This is a genomic window from Geodermatophilus sp. SYSU D00697 (assembly GCF_054050175.1).
In genome coordinates this window covers 94,311-119,275 of record NZ_JBJGYV010000001.1, presented here as the reverse complement: position 1 = coordinate 119,275, position 24,965 = coordinate 94,311, and the positions used below count along the sequence as shown (strand labels likewise).

26 protein-coding genes are annotated in these 24,965 nt (G+C 75.9%); 8 read left to right on the top strand and 18 right to left on the bottom strand.

Translation table 11 applies throughout. The annotated features are described in order from the left end of the window. Nucleotides 1-200 precede the first annotated feature (200 nt). The gene (locus tag ACI79C_RS00580) at nt 201-959 is read left to right on the top strand and encodes a methyltransferase domain-containing protein (RefSeq protein WP_456943670.1); all 759 of its coding nucleotides are present in this window, start codon (nt 201-203) and stop codon (nt 957-959) included. Here the strand turns inward: ACI79C_RS00580 and ACI79C_RS00575 are convergent. The 3 genes from ACI79C_RS00575 to mshA form a co-directional block, all read right to left on the bottom strand. Beyond that, the gene (locus ACI79C_RS00575; protein WP_456943669.1) at nt 932-2,527 is read right to left on the bottom strand and encodes an MFS transporter; all 1,596 of its coding nucleotides are present in this window, start codon (nt 2,525-2,527) and stop codon (nt 932-934) included. The genes ACI79C_RS00580 and ACI79C_RS00575 overlap by 28 nt on opposite strands. Next, the gene (locus ACI79C_RS00570; RefSeq protein ID WP_456943668.1) at nt 2,524-3,066 is read right to left on the bottom strand and encodes a YbjN domain-containing protein; all 543 of its coding nucleotides are present in this window, start codon (nt 3,064-3,066) and stop codon (nt 2,524-2,526) included. The genes ACI79C_RS00575 and ACI79C_RS00570 overlap by 4 nt, the downstream gene beginning before the upstream one ends. Nucleotides 3,067-3,201: 135 nt before the next feature. Next, nucleotides 3,202-4,551, bottom strand: coding sequence for a D-inositol-3-phosphate glycosyltransferase (mshA, locus tag ACI79C_RS00565; protein WP_456943667.1), 1,350 nt, complete (start codon nt 4,549-4,551; stop codon nt 3,202-3,204). Between the two features lie 87 nt (nt 4,552-4,638). Here mshA and ACI79C_RS00560 point away from each other — a divergent pair, with 87 nt between their 5' ends. Next, entirely contained in the window at nt 4,639-5,427 is a 789-nt protein-coding gene (locus tag ACI79C_RS00560; RefSeq protein ID WP_456943666.1) for an SDR family oxidoreductase, read from the top strand. Between the two features lie 41 nt (nt 5,428-5,468). Here ACI79C_RS00560 and ACI79C_RS00555 read toward each other — a convergent pair whose 3' ends face one another. Further along, nucleotides 5,469-6,476: a UDP-N-acetylmuramate dehydrogenase gene (locus ACI79C_RS00555; protein ID WP_456943665.1), complete on the bottom strand. Its 1,008-nt coding sequence runs from the start codon at nt 6,474-6,476 to the stop codon at nt 5,469-5,471. A gap of 34 nt (nt 6,477-6,510) precedes the next feature. Between ACI79C_RS00555 and ACI79C_RS00550 the strand changes: the two genes are divergently transcribed. The 4 genes from ACI79C_RS00550 to ACI79C_RS00535 all read left to right on the top strand — a co-directional run bounded on the left by ACI79C_RS00550 (nt 6,511) and on the right by ACI79C_RS00535 (nt 9,316). Beyond that, the gene (locus ACI79C_RS00550; protein ID WP_456943664.1) at nt 6,511-7,368 is read left to right on the top strand and encodes a class I SAM-dependent methyltransferase; all 858 of its coding nucleotides are present in this window, start codon (nt 6,511-6,513) and stop codon (nt 7,366-7,368) included. A 29-nt stretch (nt 7,369-7,397) separates the two neighbouring features. Beyond that, nucleotides 7,398-8,162 (top strand): maleylpyruvate isomerase family mycothiol-dependent enzyme, encoded by a 765-nt coding sequence (locus tag ACI79C_RS00545; protein WP_456943663.1) that lies wholly within the window; start codon nt 7,398-7,400, stop codon nt 8,160-8,162. An 11-nt stretch (nt 8,163-8,173) separates the two neighbouring features. Next, nucleotides 8,174-9,019 carry a spermidine synthase gene (locus ACI79C_RS00540; protein ID WP_456943662.1) on the top strand — a complete coding sequence of 282 codons (846 nt, stop codon included), beginning with the start codon at nt 8,174-8,176 and terminating at the stop codon, nt 9,017-9,019. Nucleotides 9,020-9,112: 93 nt separating this feature from the next. Further along, nucleotides 9,113-9,316: a PspC domain-containing protein gene (locus ACI79C_RS00535; RefSeq protein WP_456943661.1), complete on the top strand. Its 204-nt coding sequence runs from the start codon at nt 9,113-9,115 to the stop codon at nt 9,314-9,316. Between the two features lie 7 nt (nt 9,317-9,323). On the opposite strand, the gene ACI79C_RS00530 is transcribed toward ACI79C_RS00535, so the two are convergent. From ACI79C_RS00530 to murD, 11 genes are all read right to left on the bottom strand, one after another. Further along, nucleotides 9,324-9,611, bottom strand: a complete 288-nt coding sequence (locus tag ACI79C_RS00530) for a DUF2516 family protein (RefSeq protein ID WP_456943660.1) — start codon at nt 9,609-9,611, stop codon at nt 9,324-9,326. 181 nt (nt 9,612-9,792) lie between these two features. Next, nucleotides 9,793-10,539 (bottom strand): hypothetical protein, encoded by a 747-nt coding sequence (locus ACI79C_RS00525; RefSeq protein WP_456943659.1) that lies wholly within the window; start codon nt 10,537-10,539, stop codon nt 9,793-9,795. Continuing rightward, the gene (locus tag ACI79C_RS00520; RefSeq protein WP_456943658.1) at nt 10,536-11,042 is read right to left on the bottom strand and encodes a helix-turn-helix domain-containing protein; all 507 of its coding nucleotides are present in this window, start codon (nt 11,040-11,042) and stop codon (nt 10,536-10,538) included. The genes ACI79C_RS00525 and ACI79C_RS00520 overlap by 4 nt, the downstream gene beginning before the upstream one ends. An 88-nt stretch (nt 11,043-11,130) precedes the next feature. After that, on the bottom strand, nt 11,131-12,075 hold the full coding sequence (locus ACI79C_RS00515; RefSeq protein WP_456943657.1) for an asparaginase: 945 nt from the start codon (nt 12,073-12,075) through the stop codon (nt 11,131-11,133). Between the two features lie 92 nt (nt 12,076-12,167). Then, nucleotides 12,168-12,725, bottom strand: a complete 558-nt coding sequence (locus tag ACI79C_RS00510) for an RsiG family protein (RefSeq protein WP_456943656.1) — start codon at nt 12,723-12,725, stop codon at nt 12,168-12,170. Beyond that, nucleotides 12,722-13,567 carry a 3-keto-5-aminohexanoate cleavage protein gene (locus ACI79C_RS00505; protein ID WP_456943655.1) on the bottom strand — a complete coding sequence of 282 codons (846 nt, stop codon included), beginning with the start codon at nt 13,565-13,567 and terminating at the stop codon, nt 12,722-12,724. Before ACI79C_RS00505 ends, ACI79C_RS00510 begins: the two co-directional genes overlap by 4 nt. Before the next feature lie 158 nt (nt 13,568-13,725). Next, a complete protein-coding gene (gene ygfZ, locus ACI79C_RS00500) occupies nt 13,726-14,835 on the bottom strand; it encodes a CAF17-like 4Fe-4S cluster assembly/insertion protein YgfZ (RefSeq protein WP_456943654.1) in 1,110 nt (369 codons plus the stop codon). Next, the gene (locus ACI79C_RS00495; protein ID WP_456943653.1) at nt 14,832-15,299 is read right to left on the bottom strand and encodes a Fur family transcriptional regulator; all 468 of its coding nucleotides are present in this window, start codon (nt 15,297-15,299) and stop codon (nt 14,832-14,834) included. The genes ygfZ and ACI79C_RS00495 overlap by 4 nt, the downstream gene beginning before the upstream one ends. A 10-nt stretch (nt 15,300-15,309) precedes the next feature. Continuing rightward, a complete protein-coding gene (locus ACI79C_RS00490; protein ID WP_456943652.1) occupies nt 15,310-16,215 on the bottom strand; it encodes a glutamate cyclase domain-containing protein in 906 nt (301 codons plus the stop codon). Then, a complete protein-coding gene (locus ACI79C_RS00485) occupies nt 16,212-17,546 on the bottom strand; it encodes a hypothetical protein (protein ID WP_456943651.1) in 1,335 nt (444 codons plus the stop codon). Before ACI79C_RS00485 ends, ACI79C_RS00490 begins: the two co-directional genes overlap by 4 nt. Next, nucleotides 17,539-18,873 (bottom strand): UDP-N-acetylmuramoyl-L-alanine--D-glutamate ligase, encoded by a 1,335-nt coding sequence (murD, locus tag ACI79C_RS00480; RefSeq protein ID WP_456943650.1) that lies wholly within the window; start codon nt 18,871-18,873, stop codon nt 17,539-17,541. Before murD ends, ACI79C_RS00485 begins: the two co-directional genes overlap by 8 nt. 170 nt (nt 18,874-19,043) lie before the next feature. Here murD and nhaA point away from each other — a divergent pair, with 170 nt between their 5' ends. Then, nucleotides 19,044-20,429 carry a Na+/H+ antiporter NhaA gene (gene nhaA, locus ACI79C_RS00475; RefSeq protein ID WP_456943649.1) on the top strand — a complete coding sequence of 462 codons (1,386 nt, stop codon included), beginning with the start codon at nt 19,044-19,046 and terminating at the stop codon, nt 20,427-20,429. A gap of 321 nt (nt 20,430-20,750) precedes the next feature. Next, entirely contained in the window at nt 20,751-21,503 is a 753-nt protein-coding gene (locus ACI79C_RS00470) for a hypothetical protein (protein ID WP_456943648.1), read from the top strand. A 2-nt stretch (nt 21,504-21,505) separates the two neighbouring features. On the opposite strand, the gene ACI79C_RS00465 is transcribed toward ACI79C_RS00470, so the two are convergent. The 3 genes from ACI79C_RS00465 to ACI79C_RS00455 all read right to left on the bottom strand — a co-directional run bounded on the left by ACI79C_RS00465 (nt 21,506) and on the right by ACI79C_RS00455 (nt 24,863). Continuing rightward, nucleotides 21,506-23,215, bottom strand: a complete 1,710-nt coding sequence (locus ACI79C_RS00465; RefSeq protein ID WP_456943647.1) for a DUF885 domain-containing protein — start codon at nt 23,213-23,215, stop codon at nt 21,506-21,508. Further along, nucleotides 23,212-23,745, bottom strand: a complete 534-nt coding sequence (locus ACI79C_RS00460) for an FABP family protein (protein WP_456943646.1) — start codon at nt 23,743-23,745, stop codon at nt 23,212-23,214. Before ACI79C_RS00460 ends, ACI79C_RS00465 begins: the two co-directional genes overlap by 4 nt. A gap of 188 nt (nt 23,746-23,933) precedes the next feature. After that, on the bottom strand, nt 23,934-24,863 hold the full coding sequence (locus ACI79C_RS00455) for an NAD-dependent epimerase/dehydratase family protein (RefSeq protein WP_456943645.1): 930 nt from the start codon (nt 24,861-24,863) through the stop codon (nt 23,934-23,936). Between the last annotated feature and the right edge of the window lie 102 nt (nt 24,864-24,965).

Here is a 24,965-nt window from a genome sequence, read left to right as displayed (position 1 = left end):
GCCGACCCCCCACCCCCACCACTCGCACGCTCGCGGCGGGACCCTGCAGCGGGGCCACAGGCCAAGGCCGACCCCCCACCACTCGCACGCTCGCGGCGGGACCCTGCAGCGGGGCCACAGGCCAAGGCCGACCCCTCCCCCACCCTCAGGCTCGCGGCGGCCCCTGCGGGGGACCCGGGAGTGCAGAGGATCATCGCCGCGTGACCGCCGTGCAGCGCTGGGCCGAGGAGCTCGCCGCGTGGGCCATCGACCCGGCGATCCTGGCCGCGGCGCCCGAGTCGCCCTACGGCTTCCCGCCCGGCCTGTTCGGCAGCACCCGCCGTCCGGGCCGCACCGTCGACGTCGTCGGGGAGGTGGCGCCCGCCAGCGTGCTGGACGTCGGCTGCGGCGGTGGCCGGGCGAGCATCCCGGTGGGCGCCGCGGAGCTGCTGGCCGTGGACTCCTCGCCCGAGATGCTCGAGCGCTACCGGGTCGCGGCCGGTGCGACGCCGGTGCGGACCTGGTGCGGCCGCTGGCCCGACGTGGCCGTCGAGGTGCCGCCCGCCGACGCCGTCGTCGCGGCGGACGTCGTCTACAACGTGCCCGACATCGCGCCGTTCGTCGACGCGCTGACCCGCCACGCCCGCCGCCGGGTCGTCGTCGAGCTCAGCGACCTGCACCCGTGGACCTCCCTGGGGGCCCTGTGGCGGCACTTCCACGGCCAGGACCGGCCCACCGGTCCGAGCGCGGAGCTGTTCGGCGAGGTGCTGGCTGAGCTCGGCGTCACCGCCGAGTCGGTGACCGAGTCGCGGCCCGATCCCTGGCGGGAGGCCCCCGAGGACGTCGTCCTCGCCTTCACCCGCCGCCGGCTGTGCCTGCCGGTCGAGCGGGAACCGGAGGTGGCGGCGGCGATGCGCCGGTTCCGCGACGACCGGCCGCGGACGTCGACGACCTACTGGTGGGCCGGGACCGCCTCCTGAGCGGGCCGCCGCCGGTGCCCGGGCAGCCAGACGAGCACCACGAGGGCGGCGAGCAGGCTGGCCGCCGCCGTCCCGACCGCGGTGACGTGCATGGCCGAGACGAAGGCCTCCTGCGCGGGGTCGAGCAGGGAGGACGCGGCGGCTGCGGCGTCGGGGTCCCCGCCGGCGCGGACCCCGGCGACCGCCTCCAGCGTCGCGACCAGCGAGGTGCTGGCCTCCGTGCGGGCCTCGGGCGGCAGCACCTCGACGGCGTCCCCGAGGGAGGACGCGTAGGACGAGGCCAGCAGCGACCCGAGGATGGCCACGCCCAGCGCACCGCCGACCTGCCGCACGGAGTTGTTCACGGCGGCGCCCGCACCGGCCTTGTGCCGGGGGACGACGGACATGATCGACTCGGTCGTGGGCGCCATGACCGCGCCCATGCCCAGCCCCTGCACCGAGAGGATCGTGAGCAGCAGCCACAGCGGCGAGGTGCGATCGAGCAACTGGAACCCGAGCACGGCCAGCGTGATGAGCGTGAACCCGGTGGCGACGACGGCCTTGGCGCCGAAGCGCTCGGCCAGCCGGGAGCTGCCCGGCGCCATGACGGCCATGCCCAGCGCCATGGGGATGAGCGCGGCGCCGCTGCCCAGCGGCCCGTAGCCGCGGACGCCCTGCAGGTAGTAGACGAGGTAGAAGGTCGCGCCCATCAGCGCGAAGAAGTTCAGGCCCAGCGCGGCCGCGGCGGCGGAGAAGGCCGGGCTGCGGAACAGCGTGACGTCCAGCGCCGGGTGGGTCGAGCGCCTCTGCAGCCAGACGAACAGCACCAGCAGGGCCAGCCCGCCGAGCAGCGGCACGAGCACCCCCGGCGAGGTCAAGCCCTCGCCCGAGCCACCGTGGATGATCCCGTAGACCAGGCCGACCAGCGCCAGGATCGACAGCAGCACGCCAGGGACGTCGAGCCGGCCCGGGGAGGGGTCGCGGGACTCGGGGACGACGAGCAGCGTCGCGACCATCCCGACCACGGCGACCGGCACGGCGATGAGGAAGATCGCGCCCCACCAGAAGCTCTCGAGGACCGCACCGCTGGCCAGCGGCCCACCGGCGACGGCCAGCCCCGCGGCGCCGGCCCAGATGCCGATGGCCCGGCCCCGCTCCCCGGGCGGGAAGACGTTGGTGATGACCGCGAGCGTGGCCGGCTGCACCGCCGCCCCGCCGATGCCCATCACCGCCCGCCAGACGATCAGCTCGGCCGGGCTGTCGCTGAACGCGCCGAACACCGACGCGACGGTGTAGATCGCCAGACCCACCAGCAGCACGGTGCGGCGGCCGATGCGGTCACCCACCACGCCCCAGGAGAACAGCAGGCCGGCGAACACCAGGATGTAGGCGTCGATCGCCCACTGCAGCTCCCCCTGGCTGGCGCCCAGATCGCGCTGGAGGGTGGGGATGGCGACGTTGAGCGTCGTGTTGCCCATGATCACCACGAGCAGGCAGACCGTCATCGTCGCCAGCACCCACCAGCGGCGGGCGTAGCCCGGGCGGTCGTCGACCGGGGCACCGGACGGCGAGCGTCCGGTCGCCGTCACCCCTCGCCGCCGGCGTCCGACGGCGTCCCGGACCGGCGCTCGGGGTCGGCGAGGTCGGCGAACGCCGCCAGGTTGTGCAGGGACTCCCCCCGCTTCACCCGCCACTCCCACTCCCGGCGGATCGAGGTGCCGAAGCCGATCTCGAGCATGGTGTTGAACGGCTCGTCGGCGTAGCTCAGCACGGCACCGAGGAGCCGGTCGAGCTCCTCGGGCGTCACCGCCGCGTGCGAGAGCCGGCCGGTCAGGTACACGTCGCCGACCCGGTCGATGGAGTACGCGACGCCGTACATGCGGGCGTTGCGCTGCAGCAGGAAGGTCCACAGCTGCTCGCGGTTCTCGTCGGGCTGGCGGCAGACGAACGCCTCCACGCGCAGTGCGTGCTCGCCGACGATGAGCCCGCAGACGGTCTTGAGCTTCTTCGTGCCGGGGAGGTCGACCAGCCAGCGGCCCGGACCGGGGTGGTCGAACACCAGCTCGGCCTCGCGCAGGGTCTGCTCGATGACCGCGTCGAGCTCCTCGACGCCCCGCTGCCCGCTCACCGTGTCGTCCGTTCGCTCCCGCGGGGCGCTCCGCTCCTCGCTCGCTGGCGCTCGCTGCGATGCTCACGCCCCTGTCCGCTCACCGTGCCGTCCGTTCGCTCCCGCGCAGCGCAGCCGCCGGGGCGGCGGAGCCGCTCACCGAGCCACCCCCGGGAGCGGCAGCACCGCCCCCAGCGCCCGAGCCGGGCGCAGCACCGGACCCGCGACCCGCTGGCGCGCGGCGGCCGCCATCTCTCCGGCGGCGGCGGTGTAGGCGGCGACCAGCGAGTCGACGGTGCGCTCCCAGGAGAAGGAGCCGGCGTGCCGCCGGGCACCGGCCGACAACAGCTCGCGGCGGGCGAGGACGGCGCGGATCGCGGCGGCGTAGTCGGCCGGGTCGCGGCCCTCGACGAGCACGCCGGAGACCCCGTCCCGCACGGCGGTGCGCAGCCCGCCCACGGCGGCGGCCACGACCGGCGTCCCGCAGGCCTGGGCCTCCAGCGCCACCAGGCCGAACGACTCGTTGTGGCTCGGGACGACGGCGACGTCCGCGGCGCGGTAGTGCTGCGCGAGCCGCTCGGCGTGCTGCGGCGGCAGGAAGCGGACCAGGTCGGGGATGCCCAACTCGGCGGCCAGCTGCTCGAGCTGCCGCGGCGCCTCCAGGCCCGAGCCGCTGGGCGCGCCGATGACGTGCACCTGGAGGCGGTCGCGCAGCGCCGGGTCGTCGGCGAGCATCCGGGCGGCGGCCTCGAGCAGCAGGTCGGGCGCCTTGAGCGGCTGGATGCGCCCCACGAACAGCAGCACCACCGCGTCCTCGGCGATGCCCAGCTGGCGGCGGGCCGCCGTCCGGTCACCGGGGGTGAAGCGGTCGAGGTCCACGCCGGGCGGGACGACGAGGGTGCGGCGCGGGTCGGCGGCGTAGTGGTCGACGAGCTGGCGGGCCTCGTCGGCGGTGTTGGCGATCAGCCGGTCGGCCTCGGCCACCACCTGCTCCTCGCCGATCACCCGGGCCCGCGGCTCGGGCCGGTCACCGGCGGCCAGGGCGGCGTTCTTGACCTTGGCGAGGGTGTGCGCGGTGTGGATGAGCGGCACGCTCCAGCGGTCGCGGGCCAGCCAGCCCACCTGCCCCGAGAGCCAGTAGTGGGAGTGCACGACGTCGTAGTGGCCCGGCTCGTGCTGGGCCTCCTCGCGGAGGACGGCGGCGGTGAACGCGCACAGCTGCCCGGGCAGCTCCTCCTTGCCCAGCCCCTCGAACGGGCCGGCGCTGACGTGCCGCACGGTGACGCCGGGGCTCATCTCCACCACCGGCGGGAGGTCGCTGGAGGTGGCGCGGGTGAACACGTCGACCTCGATGCCCCGGGCGGCCAGCCGCCGGGAGACCTCGACGACGTAGACGTTCATGCCGCCCGCGTCCCCGGCGCCGGGCTGGTCGAGCGGGCTGGTGTGCACCGAGAGCGTCGCCACTCGCCGGGGCGCGGCCGACCGGGCGCGACGGCGAGCGGCCACGTCCGACCTCCCGCCTCGGCTCCCTGATGGGGCGCCGGACGGCACCCACTCGACTCTCCATCCTGCAACAGGGCCAGGATCGACCTCATGCCCGGTCCCAGCAGCCATCTTCCGTCGACGCCCCGTCCGCTGCCCGGTGAGGGCCGCACCGCCGTCGTGACCGGCGCGTCCAGCGGCATCGGGGCGGCCACCGCCGCGCGCCTGGCCGAGGAGGGCTTCGACGTCGTCCTCGGGGCCCGGCGCCTGGACCGGCTCACCGAGCTGGCCGCCACCATCGGCGGCCGGGCGCTGCCCCTGGACCTCACCGACCCCACGTCGGTCGAGGAGTTCGCCGGCGCCCTGGACCGGGTGGACGTGCTGGTCAACAACGCCGGCGGGGCCTTCGACGCCGCACCCGTCGCCGAGGCCGACCTCGACTCCTGGGAGCGCACCTACGAGGTCAACGTGCTCGGCACCGTGCGGCTGACCAAGGCGCTGCTGCCCAAGCTCATCGCCTCCGGCGCCGGCGACCTGCTGTTCATGGGGTCCACCGCGGGGCTGATCTCCTACGAGGGCGGGGCGTCGTACACGGCCGCCAAGCACGCGGTACACACCCTCGCCGAGACGCTGCGGCTGGAGCTGTACGACCAGCCGGTGCGGGTGATCGAGATCGCGCCGGGGATGGTGAAGACCGGGGAGTTCGCCGTCAACCGGGTCGGTGACCGGGAGAAGGCCGAGTCGGTCTACCGCGGGGTGCGCGAGCCGCTGGTGGCCGAGGACATCGCCGACTGCGTCGCGTGGACGCTCACCCGCCCGCACCACGTCAACGTCGACCTTCTCGTCGTCCGCCCGCGCGCCCAGGCCGCCCAGCACAAGGTGCACCGCGAGGAGCCCTGAGCGGAGTGCCGTGAGCGAGGTTCCTGCGCTTGCGCACTCCGCTACGGCCGGACGGCGGTCGGCTCGCGTTCGAGGGTGACGCCGAAGCGCTCCCGGACGGTGCCGATGACCTTCTCGGAGAAGGCGAGCAGCTCGTCGGCGGTGGCGCCGTCGGCCGTGGTGAGGGCCAGGCTGTGGCGGGACGACGTCCCGACCCGGCCCTCGCGGACGCCGCGGCCGAAGCCGGCGTGCTGCACCAGCCAGGCGGCGCTGAGCTTGACCCGGCCGTCTCCGGCAGGCCAGCTCGGGCAGCCCTCCACGGCCCGCTGCGCCGGGACGATCGGGTTGGTGAAGAACGAGCCGGCGCTGCGGCTGTCGGGGTCGGCGGGGTCCCAGACCATGCCCTTGCCGCGGCGCAGCTCCAGCACGGCGGCGCGGACGTCGGCCAGCGGGGCGGTCTCCCCGAGCTCCACGCCCAGCCGCCGCGCCAGCTCGGCGTACCCGATCGGCCGGGACAGCTCCCCGGGCGTCAACGCGAAGCCCACCTCGAGGACGACGAACCGCCCCGGCTCGCGCTTGAGCCGGCTGTCGCGGTAGGCGAAGCCGCACTCGTCGGGCGAGAGCGTGCGCTCGGCCTTCTCCGCGCGGTCCCAGACCCGGACAGCGGTGATGACCTGCGCGACCTCCTGGCCGTAGGCGCCCACGTTCTGCACCGGCGTGGCGCCGGTCGACCCGGGGATGCCCGACATCGCCTCCATGCCGGCCAGCTGCTGGTCGACGGTGTACGCCACCAGGTCGTCCCAGGGCTCGCCGGCCTGCACGACCAGCTGCCCGCCGTCGCGCCGCACGCCGCGGCTGCGGACGAGGACGACGTCCCCGGGCCAGCCGGCGTCGGGCGCGATGACGTTGGAGCCGCCGCCGAGCAGCAACAGCGGGCGGCCGGCCTCGTCGGCCTCGCGGACGGCGGCGACCAGCTCGTCGGCGTCGGTGACCTCGACGAGCCGCTCCGCCGGACCACCCACCGCCAGCGTCGTCAGCTCCGCCAGGGGGGCGTTCCGTCGGACCTGCACGGCTCCACGCTAACCGCGACTACCCTCTGGACCGGTGAGCGAGGCAGGAGGCGGGGACCACAAGCGCCGGGCCAGCCTCCCCAGGAAGGCCAACCCGCGCCTGGCGGCCGGCCGGGCCCGCGCCCTGGGCCTGCCCACCCGCGGCACCACCAACGCCAACCGGCTGCGCCGGGTCGACCGCTGGCTGCTGGCCACCCAGGTGCCGCGGCTGCGCGACGCGGCCCGGCCGCTGGTGGTGGACCTCGGCTACGGGGCGTCGGCGGTGACCACCCTGGAGCTGGTCGACCGGCTGGCCCCGGAGGTGCACGGCCTCGAGGTGGTCGGCCTGGAGATCGACCCCGAGCGGGTCGCCGCGGTCGCCGCCGACCGGGACCCACCGCGGGTCGACTTCCGGGTGGGCGGCTTCGAGCTGGCCGGGCTGCGGCCGGTGCTGGTCCGGGCGTTCAACGTGCTGCGCCAGTACGACGAAGACTCCGCCGGCCGCGCCTGGGAGACGATGTGCGCCGCCCTCGGGCCCGGCGGGCTGCTGGTCGAGGGCACCTGCGACGAGTGGGGACGGCGGGCGGTCTGGGTGGCCCTCGACGCCGACGGTCCCCTCACGCTGACCCTCTCGGCGCGGGTGGCCGACCTCGACCGGCCCTCCGACCTCGCCGAGCGGCTGCCCAAGGCACTCATCCACCACAACGTCCCCGGCCAGCCGGTGCACGAGTTCCTCCGGGCCTTCGACGCGGCCTGGGCGAGCGCCGCGGGGCTGTCCACGTTCGGCCCCCGTCAGCGCTGGACCGCCGCCGTGGAGTCCCTCGCCGAGCAGGGCTGGCCGTTCGTCGGCTCCACCCGCCGCTGGCGGCAGGGCGAGGTCAGCGTGCGCTGGTCGGCCGTCGCGCCGGTCTGACCGCGGCCGGCTCTGGCGGGTCGGGCACCATGACCGCCGTGGCCATCAGCGGGGCGCTCGGGCAGCGGTGCATCGAGGCCGTCGTCGAGGAGGGCGAGCGGTTCGGCCTCCTCGCCCGGGAGGTCGACGCCGGGCTGACCGCCGCGCCGGGCCTGGACTCCCCGGTCCCGTGGGTCCCCGCCTGGACCGTCCGCGACCTGGTCGGCCACCTCGGCGCCGTCCACCGCTGGGCCACCGCGATCGTGCGGGCGGGGTCCACCGAGCGCCCGGCCGCCCCGCCGCAGCCCCCGGACGAGGACCTGCTCGACTGGTACGCGGCCGGCCACGCCGACCTGGTGCACGCCCTGCGCACCACGCCGCCGGACTCCCCCGCCTGGCACATGAGCCCCGCCGCGGAGCAGGTGGCCGCCTCCTGGGTCCGCCGGCAGGCGCACGAGCACGCCGTCCACCGGATGGACCTCGAGGTCGCCGCCGGCGTCCCCGTCACCGCGGTCGACCCGGAGCTGGCCGAGGACGGCGTCGACGAGCTGCTGCGCGTCGTCGTCCCCCGCTGGGCGCACACCGACCCGCTCCGCACCTCGACGGCGACCGTGGCGGTGCACTGCACCGACACCGGCCGCGCGTGGTCGGTGCAGGTCGACCGGGGCGCGGTGGCGGTCAGCGACGGGACCGGCGACGCCGACGCCCGGCTCGAGGCGACCGCCGAGGCCCTGCTCCGGCGGCTGTGGGGCCGCCCGGCCGAGGTCTCCGTCAGCGGGGATCCGGCCGCCGAGGCCCTCCTGCGCGGCCGATGAGCCGACGCCCCGTGCCCGAGGTGGTCCCGCCGGGCCCCACGCCCGTGGACGGCGGGGTGGCCGAGTTGCTCGGCGACGCCGACCGGGACGGCTCCTGGGTGCTGATGGTCGACGGGACGCCGCAGTCGCACGTCGACCTCGAGGACCCCTCCCACCTGGAGTTCGAGTACGTCCGCCGGATGGGACACGTGCTGGACCTGGCCGCCGAGGAGGGGCGGCCGATCGACGTCGTCCACCTCGGCGGCGGCGCGCTGACCCTGCCGCGCTACGTCGCGGTGACCCGGCCGGGCTCCCGGCAGCGGGTGGTGGAGATCGACGAGCCGCTCACCGACCTGGTGCGCGCCCACCTGCCGCTGCCCCGCGCGGCACGGGTCCGGGTCCGGGCCGCCGACGCCCGCGCCGGGCTGGAGGCGCTGCCGACCGGCAGCGCCGACGCGGTGGTCAGCGACGTCTTCGCCGGCGCCCGCACCCCGGCGCACCTGACCACCGTCGAGTACGCGCACCAGGCCCGGCGGGTGCTGCGACCCGGCGGCGTGTACGCGGCCAACGTCGCCGACGGCCCGCCGCTGCGCTTCGCCCGCGCCCAGGTGGCCACGCTGCGCGCCGTGTTCGCGCACGTCTGCCTGCTCGCCGAGCCGGGGACCCTCAAGGGCCGGCGCTTCGGGAACCTGGTGGCGGTGGGGTCCGACGCCGACCTGCCGATCGCCGCGCTGGTCCGCCGCTGCGCCGCCGACCCGATGCCCGGCCGGGTGGTCGAAGGCGCGGAACTGGACCGCTTCGCCGGGCGGGCGCAGCCGGTGCACGACATCGACGCCGTGGCCTCACCGGAGCCGCCGGAGGGCGTCTTCAGCCGGTGAGGCGCGCTCGGTCAGCGCGTCTGACCCGTCGGCCTCGGTGACGTTCGCCCGGAACCGCCCGCAGGAGCACGCTGCGACCGTAGGGTCGGGCGCATGACCTCGCCTGTTCGCCCACCCCTGCGCCGCGACACCCGCAACAAGGTGATCGCGGGAGTCTGTTCGGGCATCGCCCGGCGCTACGGCCTGTCGGTCACCGGACTGCGGCTGGCCTTCGTGCTCTCGTGCATCCTGCCCGGCCCGCAGTTCGTGGCCTACCTGGTGCTGTGGGTCGTCATGCCCGCGGACCGCGGCTACTGACCGACGGTCACCAGCTGCTGCCGCCCCGGCGCAGGCCGCGGACGGCGGGCCGGACGTCGACCAGGTAGACGATCGCGGCGATGATCGCCGGGAGGCCGAGGAAGCTCATCGGGCCCTGCCAGAAGACGACCAGCAGGGCCAGCCCGGTGATCGCGGCCCAGGCCGGCTTGGTGAGCTTGCCCGCCGCGACGTAGCCGGCGGCGGGCCGGACGAGGGCGTCGACGAGGGCGTACGCGGTGAGCGCCAGGGCCCCGTAGTACAGCCCGAGGTAGATGACCCCGTCGAAGGACAGCATGCCCGGAGGGTACCCGCGACAGCGGCGTCCGCGGTCGTGCGCAACCCCATCGGGGCCGCTGGACAGCACAGGGCCCCGGAGCGCGGGTGCGCTCCGGGGCCCTGGTGACGTGCTGGAACGGCCAGCCTTCAGGGTCCCTCCGCCTGAGCCTGCGAGGCGTGGGCGGGAGGGTGGTCCTTCCTCAGGCGTCGGTCTTGGCGGTGCGGGTACGGCTCACGCGGGCCGTGGTCGTGGCCTTGGTGCTCTTGCGGGCCGCCGAGCTCTTCTTGGCCGGCTTGGCCGGGGCGGGCACCTCGGCGGTCTCCTCGAGCGCGGCCTTGGCCGAGTCGGCCGCCTGCGCGGCCTTCTCCTCGGCCGCGTCCACGGCCTTGGCGGTCTTGGCGGCGGTCTTCTGGACGACCGAGGTCACCTCGTCGGAGGCCTCGGACACGACCTCGGCGGTCTCCTCGAGGACGTCCTCGAGACGGTCCTCGACGGCGTCCACGGCGCGCTCGGCGCGGAAGACGACCTTCCGGACGGCCGGCTGGCGACGCAGCTCGTCGACGACCTTGCCGCCGCGCAGGGCGAGGGTCTCGATGGTGGCCACGGCCTGGGTGCGGGCGGTGCTCACCAGGCCGGACACGGTGGTGACGACCGCGTCCGGGCGGACGGCGGAGGCGACGTGCTCGGCGGTGGTGCGGGCCGACTGGACGGCGTCCTTGGCACGGTTGGCGGCCTCGTTGGCGCGGGTGCGGGCCTCCTTGGCGGCCAGGTCGACCTGGACCTGGGCCTCGCCCGGCAGGGCCTCGGCCCGCGAGCGGAGCGTGCCGACTGCGGCGCGGGTGCGCTCGACGGCGAGGTCGCCGGCGCCGACGGCGGCCAGCAGGGCGGTCTTCTGCTGGACCACGACGGTCCGGCCGGCCTTCTTGAGGGTGTCGGTGGCGGTCATGCGGACTCCTTCGAGGAACTGGGGGTCGGGGTCGAGGTGGGTGCGGGGGGCTCGCTGGCGGCGTGCTCGCGGACGTAGGTCTCGTAGAGCTCGAGCAGGACCGCCTTGTGCCGCTCGGAGAGCGAGGGGTCGGACCGGATGGCCGCGACGGTGTCCGGGTTGCCGGACCGGCGGTCGAGGATCCCGGCCTGCTCGTAGAGCGTCTCGGCCGAGATCTTCAGGCCCTTGGCGATGGCGGCCAGGATCTCCGCCGAGGGCTTGCGCAGCCCCCGCTCCACCTGGGAGAGGTACGGGTTGCTCACGCCGGCGGTGCGGGCGAGCTCGCGCAGGGACACCCGGGCCGCGCTGCGCTGCTCCCGGATGTAGTTGCCGACCTGCGAGCTGGTCGCCGAGACCTTGGACCGCTCGGCGGCCACCGTCTCCGCGACGCTGCCCGCGAGCTGGTCCACCTTCTCGCGGACCGTGGTCACCTGCTCACGGACGAACTCGCCGGGCGTCTGCACGGATACGACGCTAACCAGCGGTGCTAGCAGTTGCAAGCGGTTCTGCTAGCACCAGGCCGTGAGCCGCCTCACACGTCCGGCGTTCGGCTCAACCCCGCAGGACGGCGGCCGAGCAGACCTCACCGACCACGCCGTCCCCACCCGTCACCGCGGTGCGCGCGAACGGGGCCAGCTGCTCCGCGGGGACACCGAGCCGCAGCAACCCCGCGCACAGGGCCGGCGTGCGGCCGCGCTCCCCGCCGTCGTCCAGCTTGAGGGCCACCGCCCCGCGCCCGGGCAGCGCCGCCACGTGCACGCCGTCCGCGCCGACCTTGACCAGCAGCCCCTCGACGGCGCGCATCAGCTCGGTGTCGTCGCGGCCGGTCCCGGCCACGAACCAGGGGTGGGCGCGCATGGCGTCGGCGACCGACCGCTCCCGGGTCTCGGGTGCGGCCTCGACCAGCGAGGACACCCCGCGCGCCAGGCCGGTGAGCGGCAGCGCGTGCTGGGGGGCACCGCAGCCGTCCACGACGACCGCCGCCACCGGCGTCCCGGCCACCTCCCCCAGCCGCCGCTCGACGGCCTGCTGCAGCGGGTGCTCGCGCTCCAGGTAGCCCTCGGTCGGCCAGCCGGCCGCGACGCAGGCGGCCAGCATCGCCGCGTGCTTGCCGGAGCAGTTCATCGCCAGCCGCTCGGGCTCCCGGCCCGCGGCCAGCCAGGCCGCCCGGGTCCCCTCGTCCGACGGGAGAGCCGGCGGGCAGCCCAGGTCGTCCGGGCCCAGGCCGGCGGCGGCCAGGATCGCGGCGGCGAGCTCCCGGTGGCCGTCCTCGCCCGTGTGCGAGCCGGCCCCGATGGCCAGCTCCTGACCGGAGCGGGGTGTCCAGCCGGCGGCGAGCATCGCGGTGGCCTGCACCGGCTTGTTCGCCGAGCGGGGCAGCACCAGCCGGTCGACGTCCCCCGCGGAGAACAGCACGCCGCCGTCCGGGCCGACGACGACCAGCGCACCCCGGTGCACCGACTCGAGGAACCCGGATCGCCAGACCTCGGCCAGCACGGGGTTCTCCGGCCACCCTGGCGAGGTGCTGGAACGGCCTGGCTCCAGGGGTCCGCGCCGAGCCTGCGAGGCGTGCCGTGGAGCCTGGTCCTTCACCGGCCCTCGTCGGCCAAGAGGGCGGCCACGTCGGCCTCGCCGTTGCGGTACCGCCGCGCGAGCTCGGCGGCCAGGCCGTCCATCACCTGCTGCACGCCGCGGCGGCGCTCGGACAGCGAGCTCTCCGCGGTGGCCAGCGCCCGGGCGGCCCGCTCCAGCTCGCCGTCGGTCAGCTCGGGGACGGCGGAGAGGTCGACGCCCGGGGTCAGGGCGTTGACCCACGACTCGTACTCCTCCGGCGCGGCCGGCTGCACCGTCTGGTGGCGGCCGAGGCCGTGCGCCGGGCCCCGCCCCTTCTCGGCCAGGATCTCCGGCAGCAGGTCGACCAGCGACCGGCCGTCGTCCTCGGCCCGCCGCTGGAGCTCGCGCCGGACGATGTCGAGCCGGCCCTGCAGCAGCCGGCGCGTGTAGGAGAGGTTGACCTCCTCCTGCTCCGCCTGGCGGCGCAGCCGGCGGACGTCGGCCATCGGCCGCTGCACCGCCGCCTCGAGGAAGCCGGGGTCGAGCAGCGCGTCGACGGCGGCGCCACCGGCGGGCGTGGGTTCGGGGGTCACGAAGAAGCCTCCACGGGAAGGGGGGAGATGCCGAGGAACGCGCGGGCGTCCGGGATGCTCATCGGCGGGCGCTGGGCGATCCGGGCCAACCCCGCCGCGCGGGCCACCAGTTGCGCGTTGTCGCGCACCGGCTCGCCCGGTGCGTAGGTGAGCGTGTCCTCCATGCCGACCCGCAGGTGCCCCCCCGCCGACAGCGCCGCGAGCATCACCGGCACCGAGGTGCGCCCGACCCCGGTGGCCGCGAACGAGGCGCCCGGGGGCAGGAGCGGCAGGCAGGCGGCCAGCGCCTGCGTCGTCCCGGGCATGCCGCCGGGGACGCCCATGACGAAGTCCACGTGCACGTGACCGCCGTGCGGCGGGCCGTACTTGTCCAGCAGCCGGGCCAGGGTCGCCAGGTGGCCGAGGTCGAAGACCTCGTACTCCGGCACGACGCCGCGCTGCTGCATCTGGGTGTGCAGCTCGACGATGAGGTCCCAGGGGTTGCTGAAGACGTCGCGGCCGAAGTTCACCGTGCCCAGCGACAGCGAGGCGGCGTCGGGCTCGGCGTCGAGGACGGCCAGGCGCGCGTCGAACGGGTCGGTCACCGCGCCGCCCGTGGACAGCTGGACGACCAGGTCGGTGGCCTCCCGGACGGCGGCGACCACCTCGCGCACCCGGCCCAGCTCGAGGGTCGGCCGGGTCTCGGTGTCCCGGATGTGCAGGTGGATGACGGCGGCGCCGAGCGCCTGGCAGTCGCGGGCGGTGGCCACGACCTCGTCGACGGTCACCGGCAGCGCGGGGACGTCCGCCTTCGCGGACTCAGCCCCCGTGGGGGCGAGCGTGATCAGGGTGCCGGAGCTCACCGTGTCCTCCTGGCTCGGTTCCGCACTCGCTCCGCTCCTCGCTCGCTCCGCACCGGGTCGCCTCCGCGGTCGCTCCGCGCCTCGCTCGCTGGCGCTCGCTCGATGCTCACTCCCTGTCGGCTCCGTCGCTCGCTGCGATGCTCACGAGCGCGTCACCCTCACCGGGGGATCGTCGCAGAACGGACGGCCCGCACACGTTCCCGCGCCGCCGCCCGAGTGTCGTCCAGCTCCCCCGGCAGGTCGTCGGGGTCGATCGACGCCCGCGCGCCGCCCACGCTCAGGTCGGCCTCTGCCTTCACCGACTGCTTCACCAGCGCCAGCGCGACCGCGCCGAGCTCGTGGTGGCGCACGACGGTCCCGGCCCGCCCGACCTCGCGGGTGCCGGCGAGCACCGGGGTGCCCGGCTGCGGGAGCTCCTCGCTGAGCCCGTCGAGGTGCAGCAGCACCAGCCGCCGCGGCGGCCGGCCCAGGTTGTGCACCCGCGCCACCGTCTCCTGGCCGCGGTAGCAGCCCTTGTCCAGGTGGACGGCGGTGGTCAGCCACCCGGTCTCGTTGGGGATCGTGCGGTGGTCGGTGTCGACGCCGAACCGCGGCCGGCGGGCCTCCACCCGCAGCGCCTCGTACGCGTCCAGGCCGGCGGGGGTCGCGCCGGCGGCGACCAGCGCGTCGGCGCGGGCGGCGACCTCGGCTCGGGGCACCAGCAGGTCCACCACCGGTGCGCCCTCACCGATCGGCGGCACGCGCCGCACCCAGCCGCCGCCGTCGAGGGCGAGGACCTCGTACGGGCCGGCCGGCACGGGCAGCCCGGCGGCGGTGAGGACGGCGTCCCCGCGCGGCCCGGCCAGCGACAGCAGCGCCCACTCCCCGGTGACCAGGGCCGGCTCGACGCGCAGCAGGAACCGCATCCGGTCGAGGAAGGTCTGCAGCGCCGCGCCGGTGCCCGGCTCGACGTCGGCCCAGGTGGTGCCGGCCAGGTCGGCGAGCACCAGGTGGTGCTCGACGTGCCCGTTGGGCGAGAGCACCAGCGCCTCGGTGCCGGTGCCCTCGGCGAGCCGGTCGAGGTGCTGGGTGGTGAGGCTGTGCAGCCAGCTCAGCCGGTCGGCACCGGGGATCGCCAGCACGTCGCGGTCGCTGCGGTCGACGAGGCCGGCGCCCTCGGCGAGCGCGCGCTGCTCGCGCAGCGGGTCGCCGTAGTGCGCCGCGACGGAGCCGTCCTCGACGGCGACGGCGCCGGGCAGGGACAGCAGGGGGGACGGCGCGGTGGTCATGGCTTCTCCTGGTCGGCTCGTTCGCGGCAGGCGCGGCACGTCCCGGAGAGCGCCACGTGCCCCACGTCGAGCTGGAAACCCAGATCGGCCGCGAGACGTTCCGCGGCGGAGTCCAGCAGCCCGGGGTCGGCCGAGGAGATCTCCCCGCAACCCTGGCAGACGACGTGCACGTGCGGGTGCTCGGCCGCGTGGTAGACCGGCGCGCCCTTGCCGAGGTGGGTGTGCCACACCAGGCCGAGCCGCTCCAGCAGCTCCAGGGTGCGGTAGACCGTGGAGGTGTCGGGGGCGGCGCCGTCCGGGCCGGCCTCCTCCCGCAGCCGCGCGCTGATCGCCTCGGGGGTGGCGTGCTCGATCGCGGCGACGGCGGCGAGCACCCGCTGGCGCTGGGTGGTCAGCCGCAGGCCGCGGGCCCGCAGGCGTTCGGCCAGCGGCGCGGCGAGCTCCGTGCGGTGCGAGTCGGCCACGCGGTGGAGCCTATGCCCGCGCCAGGTCGCGGAGGTCCGCGAGCAGGTCGGCGTAGGCGGGCACCGGGACGCCGTCGACCGAGGCGCCCGGGGAGCCGGTCACGCCGTCGATCCCGCCGGCCGCGGTGGCGGCGTGCAGCACCGCGGCGTCCACGGCCGGGTCGAGCAGCGTGCGCAGCTCCGGGCCGCGCCGCGGGACCAGGACGGCGAGCGCCGCGACCAGCGCGTAGCACCCCCAGTTGGACGTGCCCGCGGTCACCAGCGCGTCGACCGGCACCCGGCAGGCGATCCGCTCCCCGTTCGCGATGCAGGCCGCGACGACGTCGGCCGGCACGTTGCCCATGCCGATCTCGTTGCCGCCGTCGCCGACCGCGCCGGTGACCAGGCCCGGGAGCGTGAACGCCGCGTGCAGCGGAGCCGTGGACGGCGTGATGTCCACCGCCCGCATCGTCATCACCCGGCCCTGCGCGTTGGGCCCGAGGCGCTCCACGGCGACCAGGTGCGACAGACCCAGGCCGTCGACGCGGCCGGCGACCGCGGCCTCGTCGTCCTCCGCGGGGACGACCGTGAGCCGTCCCGCGCCGAGGACACCCAGGCAGGCGGCGGTCACCTCCGCGCACGGCTCGTCGGTCACGACCACCGGCTCGGCACCCAGCGTGGCCAGCGCCGCCGCGAGGACCGCCGTCCCCACCGGCCCGTCGGTCTCGGCCGCGGGGCGGGGCGCCCACGCGATGTGGACGCCGGTCACCAGGCCCACCCGGGAGCGGACCTCCCCGGCGGCGGCGAGGCTGCCGGCCAGGCGGGCGAGCTGCCCGGCGACGGCGGCGCCGAGCCCGCTGACGTCGCGGGCGCCGGGCCGCAGGACCGCGCGCTCGACCGCCGCCAGCCGCGCCTCCACCCCGGTGGCGGAGCTCACCGCACCGGCGAGCGGGCCTCCGCGAGCACCCGCCGCAGCGTGGCGAGGTGCTGCTCGGGGACCGCGTGCTCCCCCCGCGGCTCGAGGAAGCCCTCGACGGTCGCGCCGGTGACCGCGGCGAACGACGCCGCCTCGCCGCCGAGCGCCCGGACGACGGGGTACCCGCCCCAGACCGTGCTGCCGGCCAGGTGCGCCATGGCCGCGGCGCTCTCGGCCCGCTCCCCCACGCAGTCGAACGGCTTCTCGGTGGCCCACAGCGTGCGGAAGCCGTCGACCAGGGAGAGGTCCTCCAGCGGGTTGCCGCCGAACATCGCCGTCGCCTCGGCCGGCTCCAGGAACACCGCGAAGCAGAGGAAGGTGAACAGGCACTTGTCGCAGTGCAGGCACCAGCGCTGGGTGGCCTCGCCGCCGAGGTGCTCCTGGGTGTAGGAGCGGTTGCAGCTGAGGATCTCGTCGCGCAGGCCGGGCAGGGCGGCCACGGCGGCGACCGTGGCCAGCTCCGACAGCTGCCGGGTGAGGCTGAAGTACCCGACTCCCACCTCGGCGGCCGCGGCGGCGAAGAACCGCTCGAACTCGTAGGACTTCGAGTACTGGTGGTTCACCCGCGCGCCGTCCACCGACAGGGTCTCCTCGTCGGCCGACCGCTCGTTGGCGAAGACCACCGGGTCGAACCCGCCCAGCACGGCCACCAGCGTGGAGATCGCCGAGTTGATCGCGGTGACCGGCACGTGCCCGTTGAGCCCGCCGGCCGCCGTCCGCTCGGCCAGCAGCGGGTCCAGCCGGCGGCGCACGCCGAGCAGCGGCACGCCCGCGGCGCGGGTGACGTCCCGCTGGGCGTCGGTCGGGTTGATCGCCAGGGCGGTGGCCGGGCTGACGACGACGAGCGCGAGCGCGGAGTCCTTGCCGCCGCCGACCGGCAGCAGCGCGCCGCGGCCGCCCACGTTCGCCGGGACCGGGTCGGCCGACCGCAGCTCGACCTCCCAGGCCACCTCGTGCGGCACGGGCAGCCGGTTGACCGCGGCGAACTCCCCCAGGCCGTGCGTGTAGGCGGCCTCGGCGACGGCGAGCTGGGCCTTGGTGACCGGTCGCCGCACCACGATGCGGCCGGGCGCGCGCAGCTTGTAGTAGCTGGTGCCCATGACCAGGTGCACCAGGTCGAGGGCGGCGTCCAGGCGCGCGGGGTCCGCGGCGGTCAGCAGCTCGCGGTCGAGGGTGAGCCGCTCGGTGAACTCGTCACCGGCCAGCGAGTAGGTGAACGCCGCCTCCCCGGTGGCCGGGTCGAGCGAGCGCTCGGCGACGACGAAGGCCGCATCCGCTCCGGGGTCAGACACGGTCGGCTCCGGCGTCGAGGAGGATCTGCTCATAGGTCCGTGCCAACTCCTCGTAGTTGCGGTACCGGTTGTAGCTGGGGGCGCCGGGCGAGAGCAGCACGACCCCGCCGCGCGGCGCCGTCCGCAGGGCCTCGGCGATCGCCTCGTCCAGGGACGCGGTCTCGGTGACCGGTGCCGCGACCCCGGTGCGGGCCGCGTCGGCGCGGATGTCGGCGGCCAGCCGGGCGCCGGTGTCGGGGACGGTGACCACGCGCACCGAGCCGCCGCGGGCCACGACGGCGCGGGCCAGGTCGGCGTAGTCCAGGCCGCGGTCCTGTCCGCCGGCGAGCAGGGTCACGTGCTGCCCGGCGAACGCGTCGAGTGCGGCCAGCACCGACACCGGTGTGGTGCTCAGCGTGTCGTCGACGAACGTGACGCCGTCCCGCGTGGCGACCGGGGAGAGCCGGTGGGGCAGCGCCCGGAAGTCGGCCACGGCCCGGCGGACGGCCTCCCCGGAGCCCCCCAGGTCGACGCCCATCCGCACGCAGGCGGCGAGCGCGACGTGCAGGTTGGCCACGTTGTGCAGCCCCGGCAGGTGCGCCGGCCGGAAGCCGGCCAGCTCGTCCTCCGCGACGAGGTCGGCGGGGTCGACGAGCACCACCGGGTCCAGATACCGCTCGGCGGTCCCGCGGGCCTGCCCGCCGACCACCACCGTCGCCGGGCCGCAGTCGGCGAAGACGTGCAGCTTGTCGCGGTAGTAGGCCTCGACCGTGCGGTGCCAGTCGAGGTGCTCGGGCGCCAGCGAGGTCACCGCACCGAAGCCGGAGAAGCCGTCGACCGCGGCCGCCTGGTAGCTGGAGACCTCGACGACCAGCGACGTGCCGTCGGTGACGACCCCGTCCAGCAGGACGTCGAGCAGCGGCGTGCCGATGTTGCCGGCGTGCACCGCGGGCCGCCCCGCGGCGGTGAGGACGGCGGCGGCGAGCGCGCTGGTGGTGCTCTTCCCCTTGGTGCCGGTGACGCAGAGGGTCGGCACCGACCGCGCGGCGAACTCCGCCAGCGCGATCCCGGTGCCCGACGCCATCGTCGTGCGCGCGGCCAGCGCCCGGGCGTCCTCGCGATAGGGGCTGATGCCCGGGGACCGCAGGACGACGTCACAGCCGGCCAGTGCTGCGACGTCGGTGCCGGCCTCGGCGCCCGGCGGCAGGTCCTCGGCCGAGGGGAGCGCCGCGTCGACCACGACGACACCGGCGGCACCGGCGGCCGCAGCCGCGCGGACGGCGGCGCGCCCCTCGCGGCCGTGGCCCCAGACACCGACCCGGCGACCGGCGAGCTCGGCGAGCCTCACCGGCTGCTCCAGGGACCGGGCGTGGAGCGGGCTGTCACGGCGCCCACTGTACGGAGCGTGCGCCCGGCCGCCGTCCCGCTCGGGGAGGCGCCCGGTAGGGTCTCCGGCAGGTGCGCCGGGAAGTCTGGTCGGCAGGTCCATGACCCGACCCCTCCCCCTGGAGCCGCCTCGTGACGACCCCCACCTCCCCCCGGCTCTTCGGCCGTGGCTCCTGGACCGAGGCGAGCCGGATCGCCTCGGTCCTCCGCAAGGAGACGGTGGGTGGGGCACTGCTGCTCGCCGCCGCCGCCATCGCGCTCGCCTGGGCCAACTCGCCCTGGTCGGAGGCGTACGAGTCGCTGCGCGACACCCGGGTCGGCCCGGCGTCCCTCCACCTGGACCTGACCCTCGGCACGTGGGCTGCCGACGGGCTGCTCGCGATCTTCTTCTTCGTCGCCGGCCTGGAGCTCAAGCGGGAGTTCGTCGCCGGCGACCTGCGCGACCCCCGCCGCGCCGCGCTGCCGGTCGCCGCCGCCATCGGGGGCATGGCCGTGCCCGCCCTGTTCTTCGTGCTCCTCAACCTCGGCCGGGACGACGGCGCCCTGCGCGGGTGGGCGATCCCGTCGGCCACCGACATCGCCTTCGCCCTCGCCGTCCTGGCGGTGATCAGCACCCACCTGCCGAGCGCGCTGCGGACCTTCCTGCTCACCCTCGCCGTCGTCGACGACCTGCTGGCGATCGTGGTGATCGCGGTCTTCTACACCGAGGACCTCTCGGTCGTCCCGCTGCTGCTGGCGCTGGTGCCGCTCGCGGTGTTCGCCTTCCTCGTGCAGAAGCGCATCCGCTCATGGTGGCTGCTGCTCCCGCTGGCGGCCGTGACCTGGGTGCTGGTGCACGAGTCCGGGGTGCACGCGACCGTGGCCGGCGTGCTGCTCGCCTTCACCGTGCCCGTCGTGCGCAGCCAGGCCGCCGGCGGTCCGGACGCCGGACCGGGGATGGCCGAGCACTTCGAGCACCGCATCCGTCCGCTGTCGGCAGGCGTCGCCGTCCCGGTGTTCGCCTTCTTCTCCGCGGGCGTGGCGGTCGACGGGCTCTCGGGGCTGGCCGCGTCGGTCACCGACAGCGTCGCCGTGGGCATCACCGTCGGCCTGGTCGCGGGCAAGGCGATCGGCATCACGGCCGCGACCTGGCTGGTGTCCCGATTCACCCGCGCCCAGCTGGACGAGAACCTCGGCTGGCCCGACGTGGTGGGCCTGGCGCTGCTGGGCGGCATCGGCTTCACCGTGTCGCTGCTGATCACCGAGCTGGCCTACGGCCTCGGCTCGCCGACCTACGACCACGCGAAGGTCGGCATCCTCACCGGGACGGTCCTCGCCGCGTTGTTCGCGACCGTGATCCTGCGCCTGCGCAACCGCCGCTACCGGCGGATGTTCGAGGAGGAGCGGGCGGACCGGGACGCCGACGGCATCCCCGACGTCTACCAGGTGCGCACCGTCGACGACGCCGCCGAGCACGACCCCGACTGGCGCGGCAGCTCACCGCCTGGGCGCACCGTCGGTGATTCCGCTGACAGCTGAGAATCCGCGTTGCCGACCCTCGCTCCCCCGACGTACCGTCGAGGTACACGAGAAGGGAGGTGGTCCGAACTTTGCATGCTTATCGGACTCGTGAGGTGGCTGTCCGCTAGCCGCCGTCCAGATGGGCCGCCCGTTCAGACGACAGTCTGAGCGACGGCAGATCGCCCGTCCGTCGTACGGCGGCGAGCGAGAACCGGACAGTCACCCGACCCCCGGGCCGCCGACACTTGTCCAGTCGGCCCGCGTGCAGCTCCCCTGCCCAGCAGGGTCAGCGCCGCGGAGCAGCCCGGGGGTTGTCCGTTCTCCGGGGGAGGTCCGCGGGTGGTCGCCGGCGGGACGGGCAGGGAGGCCGACGCCGAGACGGACGTCTCCGCCGCGGCGTGGGTGGCCGCGGCCGTGCGCGGGCAGGAGGCGGCGACCGTCGCCGCGCTGGTCCCGCCGGTCTTCGCGGCCCACGCCCGCGTCTTCCACCCGGCCGTCCGGTACGAGGGCCTCGACGACCGCGACGTGTCGTGGGCCGAGGTGGCCGAGGCCAACCGGACCGTCGCGCACCCGGCCATGGAGTGGACCTCGATCACCGGGTCGATGGAGTTCCTGGGCGAGGACAACCAGTCGCCCCTGTGGGACGACTCCCCCGCCCTCGGGCACCTGCCCGAGCACGTCGCCGCCGCCCTCGCCCGGGTCCTCCGGCGGCACACCGGGACACCCGACGACTGCTGGTTCGGCCTGTCCACGCACTGGGCGGAGGTCCTGGCCCTCCCCCACCTCGAGCCGCTCCCGCGCCTGGAGCTCCCCGGCCGGGCCTTCTGGCTGCTGCGCGGCCCCGTGGAGCTCGCGGAGGCCAACCTGCTCCCCGAGCCGGCCAGCCAGAGCGCCAACCTGTGGTGGCCGGCCGACCGTGCGTGGTTCGTCGCCACCGACATCGACCTGGTGACCACCTTCGTCGGCGGCAGCCGGGCCTGCGTCGACGCCGTCCTCGCCGCCGAGGGGCTGGAGACGGCGGAGGCCTCCCCCACCCAGCCGGTCACCTGGGACGCCGACACGGTCAACCCGCTGCCGCTCGACGCCCCCTGAGCTCAGAGGACGGCGAGCTCCGCGGCGAGGTCGTCGAGCCCGAGCGAGCCCTGCGACAGCGCGGCCATGTGCCAGGCCTTGCGGTCGAAGGCGTCGCCGCGGGCCTTCCGTGCCTCCTCCCGGCCCTCCAGCCAGGCCCGCTCGCCGAGCTTGTAGCTGATCGCCTGGCCGGGCAGGCCCAGGTAGCGGACCAGCTCGCTGTCGAGGAAGGCCGGGCTGCTGCCGCTGTGCTCGCCGGAGAACGCCCGCCCGAGCTCCGGCGTCCACGGCCGTCCGCGGTGGTCGGCCAGCACGCCCTCGGCGTCGTCGGGGACGGGCAGCTGCAGGTGCATGCCGATGTCGACGACGACCCGCATCGCCCGCAGCTGCTGGGCGTCGAGGAAGCCCAGCCGGGTCCCGGGGTCGGGGAAGTAGCCGAGCTCGTCCATGAGCCGCTCGGCGTAGAGCGCCCAGCCCTCGACGTTGGCCCCGACCGAGCCGAGCGAGGTCTGGTAGGTCGACAGCTGCCCGGACACCAGGGCCCACTGCGCCAGCTGCAGGTGGTGACCGGGGACGCCCTCGTGGTACCAGATCGAGGTCAGGTCCCACAGCGGGAAGCGCTCCCGGCCCTGGGTGGGCAGCCAGGTGCGGCCCGGCCGGGAGAAGTCGTGCGCCGGGCGGGTGTAGTAGGGGGCGGCGGCGCTGCCCGGCGGCGCGATCATCGCCTCCACGCGGCGGATCGGCTCGGCCAGCTCGAAGTGCGTGCCGTCGAGGGCCGCGATCGCCTCGTCCATCATGGCCTGCAGCCGCTCGCGGATGGCCTCGACGCCCTCGACGGCCGGGCCGTGGACGTCCAGCCAGCGCATGGCCTCCGTCGGGCCGACACCGGGGACGACCTCGGTCGCCGCGGCGCGCTGCTCGGCGAGGATGCGCCGGTGCTCGGCCCACCCCCAGGCGTAGGCCTCCTCCAGCCCGGCGCCCGCGCCGAGGTCCGAGCCGGTCCAGCGGCGGGCGGCCAGCGCGTAGCGGTCGCGGCCGACGGCGTCCGGCGTCCCCTCGACCTGCGGGGCGTAGCGGTCGCGGAGGAAGTCCCGGACCTCGGCCACCGCCTCGTCGGCCGCACGCGCCGCGGCCGTCAGCTCGCCGCGCAGCGCCTCGGGGCCGCCGGCGGCGAAGCGGCCGAAGAACGGCCCGGCCAGCCACTCCTCGAGCTGCCCGACCACGGTGGAGACCTGCCGCGGAGCGACGAACAGCCCCCGGCGGGCGCCCTCCTCCAGCGCGGCTCGGAAGCCCCGGTAGGCCTCGGGCACCCGGGCCATGCGGCGGGCGACGACCGCCCAGTGGTCCTCGGAGGCCGTGGGCATGAGCAGGAAGACCTGCCGGACCGAGTGCACCGGGCTGGTCAGGTTCGACAGCGCCCGCAGCCCCTCCCCCGCCTCGGCGGCGGCCAGCTCGGCGCCGAGCCGCTCCCGCAGCAGGCGGGCGCAGCGCCGCTCCACCGGGTCGTCGGCCAGTGCCGGGTCCGCGGCCAGCACCCGGTCCAGCTCGGCCAGGGTGTCGCGGGCCAGCTGCTCCTCGGCCTCGAGCCCGGCGGGGCTGGGGTCGGGCAGCCGGTCGTCGCCGGGACGGGTGCCCAGCGAGGTGGCGACGATCGGGTCGAGGTCGCAGACGGCGTCGACGTACCGGTCGGCGACCTGCCTCGGGGTGGTGGGGCGGGTGGGCGCTGCGGTCATCGGATCCGCTCCAGGCGGGCGGACATGGTGGGCGCGAGCGGCTGGTCGGCGGCCGCACGGTCGATCGCGTACATGAGCGCGCCCTCGACGATGCCGTAGAGCCGCACGGCGCGCGCCACGTCCGGCGCGTCGGGGGTGCGGGCGAGGACGTCGCTGGTGAGCTCCCAGCTGGTCGTCGTCCGGGCCCGGCCGACGTAGATCTCCACCAGTCCGTCGGGGCTGGCCACCAGCAGCTCGACGTCGTCGCGGCCGCGGGGCCGCCAGAAGCCGGACTCCCGGCTCTCCGGACCGACGATCTGCCCGTCGTCGGTGAGCCGCCAGGTCCGCGACTCGTAGGCGAGGAACCCCCGCCCGTCGTGGCTGAACCGGATCCACTGACCGAACCGGTGGTCGCCCTCGGCCCCGGCGGCCTGGCCCTCGCCGTGCCACTCACCGAGCAGCGGCAGGACCGCCAGCAGCTCCTCGGAGACCTCCGGGCCGGAGCGGACGTCGACGGTGTCGGGGACCGGCAGCTCGGTGGCGTCGGTCATCGACGCGCCCCCTTCGGCCGACCGGCGAGCCGGACGGCGCCGTACCCGCAGCCGAGGGCGGCGAGCGACGCCACGGTGACGAGGACCCAGGCAGCGACCATGCGCTCCACCGTAGGACCGGCTGGTGTCGTGCCGGCACGGCCCGTCCAGGGCACCGTCCTCGAGCCTGCGGAGGACGGGGTCCTCCCTCAGGCGGTCGTCGGCACCGATCCGGCCGTCGCCGCCACCACCTCGGCCCACGGGGTGGCGGTGAGCCCGAAGGTGGCCGTGGTGGCGGTGGCGTCGATGACGTACTCCTGGTCGAACTGGTGACGGACGTCGACGACCTCGCGCATCACCGGCGACACCAGGCCGATGCCGCGCAGGACCGCCCACGGGATCCCGCTCACCGGGACCGGGGGCCTGCCCATGGCGGCGGCGAGGTCGCCGAGTGCCTGGCGCTGGGAACGGGGCGGCGCGCTGGGGACGTGCCACGCCCGGCCCAGCGCCCGCTCGTCGGTGCCCAGCGTCGCCAGCGTGGCCGCGACGTCGGGCAGGTGGGCCCAGCTGCGCAGGGCGTCGGGGTCCCCGACCACCCAGGCGCGCCGGCCCCGCCGCAGGGCGGGCAGCTGCCGGACCAGGTGCGAGTGCTCGGCCGGCACCTGCGGGCCGACGAAGTCCGCGGCGCGGGCCTCGGTCACGCGGACGCGACCGGCCTCGTGCGCGGCCAGCGCCTCGCGCCACATCGCCACCCGCACCCGGCCCTTGAGGTCGGTGGCGGCCAGCGGGCTCTCGGGCGTCATCGGGCCGGTCGGCCGGCCGTAGACGTAGAGGTTGGACATGGTGACCAGCACCGCGCCGGTGCGCTCGGCCGCATCCAACAGGGCCGCGGCGACCGGGGGCCAGTCGGTGGCCCATCGGTGGTAGGCGGGGTTGACCGCGTTGTAGAGGGCGTCCGCGCCCCGGGCGGCGGCGGCCAGCGCGGTGGGGTCGGCGGCGTCCACCTGCCGGTGCTCCACCGCGTCGATGGAGGTGCCGCCGCTGCGGGAGAGCACCCGCACGCGGTGCCCGCGCGCGGCCAGCAGCTCGGCGGTCGTCGTCCCGACGGCGCCCTTGCCCACGATGACGTGCAGTCCCATGTCGACCTCCTCGTCGGTCTGAGAGCGGTGCTCTCGAATGCGTTCCACGCTCGCAGACGTTGGTTCGGGCGTCAAGAGCAGTGATCGCAGTTGCGTACAGTG